This is a genomic window from Psychrobacter sp. W2-37-MNA-CIBAN-0211, from assembly GCF_040309405.1.
In the GTDB taxonomy this organism is placed as follows: Bacteria; Pseudomonadota; Gammaproteobacteria; order Pseudomonadales; family Moraxellaceae; genus Psychrobacter; species Psychrobacter glaciei.
In genome coordinates, this window is record NZ_JBEOOU010000001.1 from 101,386 (window position 1) to 113,066 (window position 11,681).

An 11,681-nucleotide genomic window follows, 5' to 3' on the forward strand; every position below is an offset into this window, starting at 1 on the left:
ACTTTAGCAAGGAATTTCAGCATTACGACCGCTGTAATACCACCATGTCAGAACGATACAGATAATATAAAAGACGATTAGCGCGATAAAAGTGCCAGCAACTCCCAATCCTGAGCCAAACATTTTAGGGATAAAGAACGCGCCATAGGCGGCGATCGCTGATGTAAACCCAACCACAGCTGCAGACTCTTTACGTATCTCGACGAATAACTCTTCTGTCCCTGCTTTTTCTGGCTCACGGCGATCATGGAAGGTTCTGAATATGACCGGAATCATGGTAAAGGTAGAGCCATTACCGATACCTGTAGTAATGAATAGCACCATAAAGGAGATAAAGTAGCCGACGAAGCTGCCCTCATGAGTCTCATTCGGCAAGAAGTACATTACTGCTAAGACGGCCAGCACCATCACGATATAGTTCCAAAAGGTAACCTTTGCACCGCTAGTTTTATCAGATATCCAGCCACCTAATGGGCGAAATAATGCGCCAACGAAAGGACCCAAAAAAGCAAATTTGAGTGCATCAATGGTGGGAAACGAGTTTTTGATCAACATCGGAAACGCCGCTGAAAAGCCGATGAATGAGCCAAATGTCGCCATATACAGGATACACATGATCCAGTTATGTTTACGTTTAAAGATAACGGATTGGTCTTTAAACGAGGCTTTAGCAGTGGCAATATCATTCATGCCAAACCATGCTAGTGCTGAAAATAGCAGGATAAAGGGTACCCAAATAAAGCCCGCATTTTGTAGATAAAATAGCTGACCGCTTGCAGAGACTTGTGGGTCGCCGCCTAAGCTACCAAAGGCTGCTACTAATATAATCATCGGTACAACGAATTGCATCACCGACACGCCAAGGTTGCCCAGGCCAGCGTTTAGCCCAAGAGCAGTGCCTTGTTCTGCTTTTGGAAAGAAGAATGAGATATTGGACATGGAGGAGGCAAAGTTACCACCACCGAAGCCGCAAAGTAGTGCAATGATGGCGAATATTATGAATGGCGTATTAGGGTCCTGAACGGCAAAGCCCATCCATAGTGCTGGAATTAACAGGGATAAGGTGGATATCGCTGTCCAACGACGACCACCAAAAATAGGCACCATGAAAGAATAAAAAATTCGTAGTGTCGCCCCTGATAGCCCTGGTAGGGCAGCTAACCAAAATAGTTGTCCGCCATCAAAATCAAAACCAATCTCTGGCAGACGTACGATGACTGCGCTCCATACCATCCATACCGAAAATGCCAATAACAACGATGGTATCGATATCCATAAATTTCGAGTAGCGACTTTCTTACCGCCGCCTTTCCAGAACTCATCTATTTCGGGTCGCCAGTCAGTGATGAGCTTACCACCTTTGAAGTTGTAATCATTGCTCATATTGTTCCTCACTTAGTAACATCTATGCTTGGTTATAATGAATTTTTATAATGTTAAACAGCTATAAAAATTGTCGTATACATTTGTATGGTTAAGATGACCGCTTGTGTATGTGGTAAATTGATCCGGTCAATTTTTGCTCGTTGCCTACTCCGTTATTTATGATGACAACTAATGTTTTATCTTCTGATAAACAGGCAAATATAATAGCTTCTTAGTACTGATACTCGGCATTACTAAGTATTTATTGCCTGTATAATAAATAAATACTTATAGAGATTAATGACTCACAGTACTTCGTTATCATGGTTATGAGTATTCATACATAGTGGTATACTGATGGCTAAAAGGGGTATATTGTGGGCATAGTTCTTACTGAAATTTTGGGGTTTTATTGTCAAGTAGGTGATTTTTTTAAGCATTTATAGCTTTTGATGTTGGCCTTCTTAATTCTGGTTTTTTGCCAATTTTGATGAGTAAATACAATTCATGAAGTCTATTCAACGACGCCAGTCTTTAACTGTTCATGCTTGGGGCGCTGTCATTATCATTGCTATCTTATCTTTGATGTCAGCGTTAGGAAGTGGTGTGCTAGCTTGGATCGCGCGGCCTGATGCTGAGGCGATTAATACCGCAGGGTCGATACGTATGGCCACCTATCGCATTAGCTTTCAAATTGCGTCTGGGTTTTTGGATAACCATCCTTTTAGCTCAAGTTTAAATATTGGCCGAAACAGCTTAAGTGACAAAGAGAACGATCTGCCTGTTAAACAAGATAAATTAGACTTTTCTAATAAAAGTACTGCTGAAAAGATAGATGTCCTGATTAAGGATATGGAGAATCGGCTCGCGGAATTACAGGTCTATCAGCTTACGAGCGCCAATAAACATGTGCACATCAACAAGCAGCTTGATGAGATAAAAGAGCAATGGTATCAAGACTTAAAACCGGCATTATTAGCGCAAGACAAGCAAGGTTTTTATAGCGTCTCAGCAAGTTATATCGAAGATGTAAATCAATTTGTCGGTGAGCTGCAGTATCGAAACGAGCAGCGCCAGACCTGGCAGCAAAACCTGCAAATTCTCTCGTTGATATTGACCATTATGATTGTGCTGATTTGCATGCGCAGATTGCATCAATTGGTGCTCACGCCTATTTATCAATTGATAAAAGCCAATAACCAATTTAAAGACGGTCAGTTCAATACCAGAGTTTCCATCGCAGGCTATCGAGAGTTTGAAGTGCTTGGCAATTCTTTCAATGATATGGCAAGTACGATTGAGACCTATCAGCGCTCGCTTGAGAGCGAAGTGCAGGTAAAAACCCAGCACTTGGTCAAAGCCAATCAAGTGCTGTCGCTGTTTTATGACTTCTCAAAATCGCTGACCACCAGCCAAGTGAGCTTATATCAGCTCGATGCTTTGATTGCAGATTTCAGTAAGACCTTACCGCATTTAGAATTTACCTTGTGCATACAGAATAAATATATCACCAGTAAAAACGCCATCGTCTTGCATGGCGAAAAAATGAAAGAGCTATGCAAAAAGCTCAATTGTGATAACTGCGCAACTAAAAATGGCGAACATACCAAGTCTTATCCTATTGTTCATCAACAAGAAGAATTTGGTGAATTACGCGTGCGACCAAAGTCGGCGCTAATGATGAATTACTCTTTCATCGCTGATGATGGCATTAATGATGCTAATAATGAGACTGGTCATGGCATCGCGCCAGAGCAGCGCATAAACATGACAGAGGCGGGGAGTGTATTTCCATTTAGTAGTCCTGAATTGGATAAGCAAAATAACGAGCTCATCGTGGCGCTGACCAACTTAATCAGTACCGCCTTATCACTACGTAAACAAAGACAACAAGAGCATCAGCTGATTTTATTTGAAGAGCGTTCGACTATTGCTAGAGAGTTACATGATTCTTTGGCGCAGTCGTTGTCTTATTTAAAAATTCAAGTCAGCGTGCTTGAGCGACACCTTAAAAACGTTGGCAGCGAGCCCGTAAAAGAACCGATAGCGCAAAATATCGAACAGATAAAAATGGGACTAGGTTCCGCTTATCAGCAGTTAAGAGATTTATTGGTAACCTTTCGTTTGACCATTGATAATGACAATTTTGATGAAGCTTTGAACGACGCCGGCAGTGAGTTCGCCTTAAAAGGCGGTTTTAAGATAAAGGTAAACAATAACATTATGACGCTTAATTTGAGCGTCACTGAGCAGATAAATTTGATCCAGATTGCTAGAGAAGCGCTGTCAAATATCAGCCGCCATGCAAAAGCGCATAACGTCGCAATACATCTGAAGTACGAGGACGGCGACCAGTACATCGTCATGAGTATCATTGATGATGGCGTTGGGATGTCTGGCGGTGTCGATCAAACCCAGCATCACGGCTTGATGATTATGAAAGAGCGCGCCCATAATATCGGCGGCGAACTTATCGTGACCGATAATAAACTACGCGGCACTATCATTACGGTCAGATTTGAGCCCAATTTCTTCGACGAAGAGAGTAATAAAGACGCTTATTTATAACCCCATAACATTATGATTTTAGGTAATTAATTAGCTTTCTTTAAATTTGTTTATTTGCGATTTTTTGGTGAGGTTTTCTAACAAGCTTTATTTTCAAATATTATTTACGCTAAGCAGCTTTTAAGTACTGTAATACTGAACTATTAAATTTAAATTATTAGGGTCTGGTGAACATTCAAATATTAGGGCTGCTGATCGCTAAAATTGCACCAAACTAGGCGCAAACCGACGATAATGTCGAGACCTTAGCTAGGCTTGTAACAACGTTTGGGGTAATTTTAGCATCAGCCTTTCAGGGCAGTACTCTTTTTTGCCAATATATGGCGAAATTGTTTAACCTAGAATGACTAGGCATCAAAAATTTCACTGCATATTGTCTAAAAAATAGTTGCTGCCAGCACCACATTTGAATGTTCAACAGACCCTAAATTCTTGTACCATTTTTTTAATTTGTGAGTATGTTATGAGCACCAAAGTTTATACTAGCACGTCGCCCGCTCGCCTATTATTGGTCGATGACCATCCGATGCTACGCCGCGGCATCTCTGAATTATTAAGTCTTGAGGACGATGTCAAAGTCGTTGGTGAAGCCAGCAATGGTCAAGAGGCATTAGTATTTTTAGAAAATAATGACGTCGATTTGGTGATACTTGACCATAAAATGCCGGTGCTTACCGGTATCGAAACCTTAAGAGAAATCAAAGCCCGAAACATCAATACCAAGACAGTATTATTCACCGTTTCTGATAGCGGTGAGGATGTACAAGAGGCGTTAAAATTGGGTGTCGATGGCTACCTATTAAAAGATATGGAGCCTGAGCTGATTATTATTGATATCAGAAAGATACTCCGCGGCGAGTTGGTCATTAGCCCCAATCTAGCCTCGATACTTGCCCAGACGTTGCGCACACCCAGTATCCAAGATATCGCTAGTAATCTGACTAGCAGAGAGTTACAAGTGATTCAGATGATTGCTGAGGGGCTGAGTAATAAGATGATTGCTAATAATCTAGATATCGCCGAATCAACGGTGAAAGTACATGTCAAGCATATCCTCAATAAAACTGGTCTACGGACACGGGTAGAAGCGGCAGTGTGGACGGTGAATCATTTATCTAAATAGCTTGTTAAACTTAATAAGCAAGTTAGAAACCTTTATCTCATTTATCCAAAACTAAAAACTCCACCTAACAATATGCTAGGTGGGTTTTTAGTTTAAGATATAATAATCAGAGAGTATGATTTTTATGTCTTAATTCTTAATTCTTAATATGAATATTAGTGGCTAATATCAGCTTTTAGTATTTACTTTCTGCCGCAATTTGGCGATCAACGGATGACATTTTATATTCATCACCAAAAGCATCTTCCGGTTCTGCCAACCAGAAATAACAGACAACCCATGCAATCATTGCGCCGACTGCAATGATATAAAAGAACTGATTGGGCTCCATAAAGGTATAAATAAATAAGTAGAATACCGCGCCAACGTTGCCATAAGCGCCTGCCATGCCTGATATCTGACCAGTCAGACGACGCTTAATCGAGGGAATAATACCAAAAGTTGCGCCTTCTGCGCCTTGTACAAATACCGAGCATAGAATAGTAAAGACCACGGCGATAAATAGCGGCCATTCCGCATTGAGCATGCCCATCAGCGCAAAACCAATACCGATACCAAACATATAAGTCAGCATCACCAAACGACGATTACCGACTTTATCGGAGATATAACCGCCAAGTGGGCGCGCCCATAAATTGACAAAGGCAAAGGTAGACGCAATCAAACCAGCCGCAGTCGGATCAAGTTTCCAAGTCGCAGCAAAGAACATCGGTAGCATGGAAACCACCGCAAGCTCTGCGCCAAAGTTAGCAAAATAGCTTACATTCAGCGCCGCTACCGATTTAAACGGATATTTATCATCTTCTGGAATGCCAGCTTTAATCATAGGTACATTGACACTGATGGCTTTATAAATCTGATAAATTACCATCAATACAATCACACTATAGGCGATGATAGCACCCATGGTACTCAAAAAATCCATCGCTTGTGTGCGATACACCAGCAATCCCAATATGCCGTATAAGGGAACTATAAATAAGCAATATAACCACAAGTCTTTCCAAGTCGATACTTCTAACGCGCCAGCTTTACGGGATTTTTTATGCGTACCGATTTCTGGTCCATCGGTGATTAAAAACCAATAAGCCACGCCGTACAATGCCATTAATAAGCCAGATAAAGCAATTGCCCAGCGCCAACCATCATCGCCGCCAAAGAACTGTAAAGCGACAGTAGGTATGGTAATCGCAGCTGCTGCTGAACCAAAATTGCCCCAACCTGCATAAAAACCTTCGGCAAAACCGATGTCTTTGGGTTTGAACCATAATGCCGTCATATGAATACCGACGACGAAACCAGCGCCGACGATAGACATAAATAAGCGCGAAACGAATAATTGCATGGCAGAGTCACCAAACGCGAAAAACCACGTCGGTATAGCCATTACCACCATCAGTATAGAAAATACTCGACGTGGACCAAAACGGTCCAATGCCATACCAACGATGACACGCCCCGGAATTGTCAACGCGACGTTGGCAATTAAAAATAATTTGATGTGATCAGGCGTTAAATAGCTTTCTGTCTGCAGCATTGATGTTGCGAGCGGTGCCATATTGAACCAGACATAAAAGGTCAGAAAAAAAGCAATCCACGTATAGTGAAGCGCTCTTATCTCACGGCGTTCAACCTCGAGTAATTCTTTTGCATGCATGATAATGTCCCCATTATAAATTCTGATGCCTGTAATGGGCACAAGATAGCAATAAAGGGGGCGTCATAACTATTGAGCAAAAGCAGTATAGCGACTACTTTCTATACTACTTAATGGGGAGTAGGCAAACACTTTCGGGCGTTATATGTTTATTAATAATCAAGCTCATACAAGGGTAGCAAAACCATTTAAAAGGTGCTATTTTATATTAATGATAATTATTATCAATTGAATATTGACCTTTAAGGCAGATTGAGAAATAAAATCTATATTAAGCAAACTAGCCAAGGAGTTATCATGAGTGCCACTACGAATACTAAAAATACCACTAGCACCACCAATCCCAATCCCGTCATTCCAAGCCATTGGAAAATAAAACGTTCAACACACTTCTTCACCAAAGATAAAGTGCCTAACGCCTTATTAACCCATCATAATACGGCGGAAGGTGTCTACGGGCAGATTTGTGTCATGCAAGGTGTGGTTACCTTTTATGGTTTTTCAGACGAGGCAGCTATCGAGCCAGAAAAGACAGTCGTTATTAACGCCGGACAGTTTGCGGTCAGCCCGCCTCAATATTGGCACCGCGTAGAATTAAGTGATGATGCCCAATTCAATATTAACTTTTGGACAGAAGGAGACACAGGCAATAAGTCGATGTTTAATAGCTCTACTATCCATACTAAACCTATTGAAAAATTATTTGATAAGCCAACTTAAACCCCAGTATTAACAAACCCCAATATTAATCACATCACCTAAGTAAAATACTAACTAGAGAAAGGTTGCTAACACTATGCCTAGTATAGTGTTAGCAACCTTTTTTACTTCTATCAAAATCAGTCATACCGTATATGAATTTATGATCTTGATATTCTTATACCCACACTAACGAAGTAGTTGGCATCTGACAAATATCAAGCCAGCCTATAAAGTGATTTTTCTATAGCGTTAAACTTAGTTAAAGATAGAGTGGATTTTGAGTATCAGTCAAGCTAGATAAGTCATTTTATTATACGAATGAAATGACTTATCTAGCTTGATAGTGGCGAATCCATATATCTGATCAGATAATAAAGAGCTACTCCCAATGCTCTTAACTTAAAGGCATCCGGTCAAGTAAGTCACGTCTGGATCTCCAGTCAGGCATGTACGTATCTAGTGAAGCTTTAGACCTGTCGTTATTGAAAGTGTAATAACTCATACACGATAATACACTCTAAACAGGGAAGGGGCTTTTTAGCTAACTGAAGATTAAGTAATATTCCCCTTTCCTCGATATTGTATCTGCCGAATTTAACTGCGGATCTTTATCCTACAAAATTATTGTTCAATTACCCTCGATTTGTGCAAATTAATTGATAAGTAAATAATAATTGTATATCGTTACGATTCTTCAGGAACTGTGACATTTGTAAGCCATTGCGCCACTACACATCGGAAAGGGGTATAAAATAACTAGTAATCCTTTTTATGTAGTTGTAATCCGTGTGATTGCTAACTAATGATATGAAAGTAAAGATATTAAATAGTTTTGACTGAACTACTAGCTTATTAACACAAGAAGCTTTATGACCTTACTATGCAAATATAAAACTAGTTGTTCATTAGCAATGGAGTATCGTGTGAACGCCCCACAAATAGCAGTGATTATTGCGACCAAAAACAGACCTAATCTACTAAAACAGCGAGCTATAAACTCAGTATTAAATCAAACCATATCACCGAGCTATATTATTGTTGTAGACGACTCTCCAGAACAAATTCAGTGTCAAAACAGACTGATAGTCGAATCTATTCCATCAACTAATTCCCATATTCAATATTTACTAAACCAGCGAACTGTCGGTGCTAGTGGAGCATGGAATACGGCAATAGAGTATCTGAGCAACAAACAAAAACAGGACTTCGGTTCACTATTTCTAGCATTTCTTGACGATGATGATGAATGGCATCCTAACTACTTAGAAAACTGCAAATCGTTAGCAATCACACAGCATTGCAATATGGTGGCAGCTGGATTTTACCGTTGTGAAGGTAATGCACAACAGCCTATCAAATGTATACCTCCTGACTCAATAAATGAAGAGCTGTTCTTGTGCGGAAATCCAGGCATTCAAGGCTCTAACCTATTCTTATCACTAGATATTATGTTGATGGCAGGCGGTTTTGATGAGCAACTATCAAGTTGCACTGATCGAGATTTGTGTATACGCCTCTGTGAATTAGAGGCAACACGCTACTGCAATATAAAAAAACCACTACTAAATCACTATGCCGATAGTGACCGTCAACGCCTTAGTACACCAAACTCACCAGCCAAGAATAATGGGTTGGCAGTTTTTTGGCAGAAATACCATGGACGTATGAGCGTTGATCAAAGTAACGCGTTCCTTGAGCGCGCAAAGCGCCTATTTTTCTGGCAACCAGAAACATTACCAAAAAAAATACTAAAGCAGGAATCTCAAATCGCATTAACTCTTGGCGTTGAATTAGGAAGTCTTTTATTTAACCAATTAGAGCAAGCTATTGAAAAATTTCATCATTTAGGCCAAAAAAATCTGGTTAGCTTCAATATCGTTTTGACCGCAACTAAAAAATTAGATCAGATTGATTTGCGTGCGTTTATTGAACAGATGAATCAACTGGGAGTTACTTGCTATAATTTATGCCATCAGCAAACGTGTATTGAAACAGCCACAGCATTTGTTGCCAAAGAAAATATCGGTAATAGCGTATGGGTATTAAAAGATGGTGACTTTCAAAAGCAACGCTCTATTGAAAGCGAGAACGATTTATCAACAATACTGACGGACTTAGGCGCTCGTCATTTATGTACTAACCGCTGTAATGAGCTTCTCTTAAAACCGCATGCAACACTCGCTAATAGAATAAAACAATGCCGCATTGATGCAGCTAATGATCGTATCAGAAGACTATTTGGTATTCATGAGCTTCTACTACTTGGTGTGGGCTCTGAAGCTGTTGTTATGACAGATGGTAAGCGTATTTTTAAATGCATTGACTATTGGAAAACCAACATACCTACTGAGCAAATCAATTTTTTAAAATGGTTCAGTTCACAACAGTACAATCTACCTGGTTTATATACCCTTGACGAAGTTATATCAGATGGAAAAACTTTGGTACTCACTTATCCCTTTGAAAATAGCATTCCTTATCAAGGTGGCAACTGCGAACAAGTGATTGACTTGCTACATAGTTGCAGCAAAGCAGGAATTGTATGTAATAACATGCATTCGAAAAACTTAATAAAAACCCAGAGTGAAGTGAAACTGATTGATTATGGCGCGGATATTCGCCCATGGAATGAATTAGGGTTCGAACATATGGCTCGGAGGGCTTATCTAAGTATTCATCATGTGGATCATCCAAATCTTAGGCACTTAATGCGACAATCTCTGCATACAATAAATATCCCAGAAATGCAGGGCTATCAAGCATTTCGTCAAAGATTAACAGGTATTGATTGTAACCTTAAACAAGCACAGGAGGCATGGCTGCCACTTACTCTACTAGAAAAACCATCCAAGCCATTTGCACTAACTATTGGTGTGATTACCGGTGATGCGCATAAGTTATTGCCGTTATTGAATAGTATTGCTGATCTTGCACAATGTAATTTTTTATCCAGTATAAACTCCATAGTGCTATGCAACGGTTGCTCAGATACCTCTGTGAAAGAAACGCTTTCATTCAGCAAAAGGCCATTGGGTGATATAAAAATAATAAGCGAAACACAACAGATAGAAGATGCTGCAAACGGCCTATTTGGTTCTGACTTGGCAAAACGACCAAAAGGCCAAGTGGGAATTGCACATGCACGGAGCATGCTGCAAAAATATGTTGGTTTAAAATGCATAACGACTCCAAATAACTATGCTTGGATCCTTGATGACGATATGCGTTTAGATGCCCGAGCCAAACAGTTTCTAGCTTGGCTACCAGTGTTTAAGCAAGCAGATGTCGATGTAGTGATTGGACAATACGAAGGCTCATCGCCTAATCCTCCATTAAATGGTCTACGTGGCCAATTGGTAGATCTGCTTCATAACTTACGCTGGCTTGATAAACTACCAAACAATATCGAATTGCCTGATCGCAGCCACGAAAATACAATACTTCGAGATAAGTATCCTGATTATTACTATGACTTATCTCGTAAACATACGGCTCATATCGAAGCACCATTTTGGCTTGAACCCGCCTACAAAGGTGAAAGCGTCACTGAAGCTCGCTCTCGATTGATTGCACATGCGCCTTTATTGGTCACGGGCTTCCCGCTCACTCGTGGTATTGTTCCAGCATGTTCAACATCTCCATTAGCTGCAGCAAAAGATACGGTAAACCGTGGAGGCAACACCTTTGTACTAAACGCTAAAGCCTTAATACAAACGCCTAACCTAATTTTTAAGATTAACGGCCGTGAAGCTCGCCGTTCAGACATGGTCTGGGCAATAGTCAATAAACATTACCATGGACTAACTATTAAAAGTGCGCCATTTCCTGTTCAACATACTGGGCGCATACAGCACGAACCAATTTTGAATTTAAGTAAAGTACAGGATGAAATCATGGGATCGGCATTGTATGCTGGTCTGCAAGAATTTCTACGAAACAACGAACGACATAACTTGGTCTTTACTGATATTGAGATTAGCCAGGTATGGAAAGCAACCAAATCAGAATACAACACTCGTCTTTCACGTTTAAGGCTCAGTTTTTACCGAATCAATGGTTTAACGCAAGCTTTATCCAAATATCCAGAACTAAGCGAGTTGTATAAATACTTGGCTAGCTCGTTTAACCCAGATACTTTTACTAAATTAGAAACCCAAGTTCAACAAATGAACGAGTGCCATATTTACGAATTTTTAAATCAAATAGTGCCGCAGAGTAACCGCTTTGCAAAAGCACATCAGAAAACCCTTGAGAGAATAGAATAAA

The 11,681-nt window shown here is 40.2% G+C and carries 6 protein-coding genes; 4 read left to right on the forward strand and 2 right to left on the reverse strand.

The features are described 5' to 3' along the window. Positions 1–3 precede the first annotated feature (3 nt). Positions 4–1,383 (reverse strand): NarK family nitrate/nitrite MFS transporter, encoded by a 1,380-nt coding sequence (locus AAEY72_RS00455; RefSeq protein ID WP_352309004.1) that lies wholly within the window; start codon positions 1,381–1,383, stop codon positions 4–6. 489 nt (positions 1,384–1,872) lie between these two features. Between AAEY72_RS00455 and AAEY72_RS00460 the strand changes: the two genes are divergently transcribed. Both AAEY72_RS00460 and narL read left to right on the forward strand, forming a co-directional pair. Beyond that, positions 1,873–3,933 carry a histidine kinase gene (locus AAEY72_RS00460; protein WP_352309005.1) on the forward strand — a complete coding sequence of 687 codons (2,061 nt, stop codon included), beginning with the start codon at positions 1,873–1,875 and terminating at the stop codon, positions 3,931–3,933. A gap of 463 nt (positions 3,934–4,396) precedes the next feature. Next, positions 4,397–5,056, forward strand: coding sequence for a two-component system response regulator NarL (gene narL, locus AAEY72_RS00465; protein ID WP_352309006.1), 660 nt, complete (start codon positions 4,397–4,399; stop codon positions 5,054–5,056). A gap of 175 nt (positions 5,057–5,231) precedes the next feature. Here the strand turns inward: narL and AAEY72_RS00470 are convergent, their stop codons facing one another. Next, positions 5,232–6,713 carry an MFS transporter gene (locus tag AAEY72_RS00470; protein WP_352309007.1) on the reverse strand — a complete coding sequence of 494 codons (1,482 nt, stop codon included), beginning with the start codon at positions 6,711–6,713 and terminating at the stop codon, positions 5,232–5,234. Positions 6,714–7,010: 297 nt separating this feature from the next. Between AAEY72_RS00470 and AAEY72_RS00475 the strand changes: the two genes are divergently transcribed. Both AAEY72_RS00475 and AAEY72_RS00480 read left to right on the forward strand, forming a co-directional pair. Then, the gene (locus AAEY72_RS00475; protein WP_352309008.1) at positions 7,011–7,433 is read left to right on the forward strand and encodes a TehB family protein; all 423 of its coding nucleotides are present in this window, start codon (positions 7,011–7,013) and stop codon (positions 7,431–7,433) included. A gap of 851 nt (positions 7,434–8,284) precedes the next feature. Beyond that, positions 8,285–11,680: a glycosyltransferase family 2 protein gene (locus AAEY72_RS00480; RefSeq protein WP_352309009.1), complete on the forward strand. Its 3,396-nt coding sequence runs from the start codon at positions 8,285–8,287 to the stop codon at positions 11,678–11,680. The last annotated feature ends 1 nt before the right edge of the window (position 11,681 follow it).

What these genes read in the sequence shown, in the direction of transcription:
- AAEY72_RS00455 (WP_352309004.1), bottom strand. Translation starts at nt 1,383, where the DNA reads ATGAGCAATGATTACAACTTCAAAGGTGGTAAGCTCATCACTGACTGG.
- AAEY72_RS00460 (WP_352309005.1), top strand. Translation starts at nt 1,873, where the DNA reads ATGAAGTCTATTCAACGACGCCAGTCTTTAACTGTTCATGCTTGGGGC.
- narL (WP_352309006.1), top strand. Translation starts at nt 4,397, where the DNA reads ATGAGCACCAAAGTTTATACTAGCACGTCGCCCGCTCGCCTATTATTG.
- AAEY72_RS00470 (WP_352309007.1), bottom strand. Translation starts at nt 6,713, where the DNA reads ATGCATGCAAAAGAATTACTCGAGGTTGAACGCCGTGAGATAAGAGCG.
- AAEY72_RS00475 (WP_352309008.1), top strand. Translation starts at nt 7,011, where the DNA reads ATGAGTGCCACTACGAATACTAAAAATACCACTAGCACCACCAATCCC.
- AAEY72_RS00480 (WP_352309009.1), top strand. Translation starts at nt 8,285, where the DNA reads ATGACCTTACTATGCAAATATAAAACTAGTTGTTCATTAGCAATGGAG.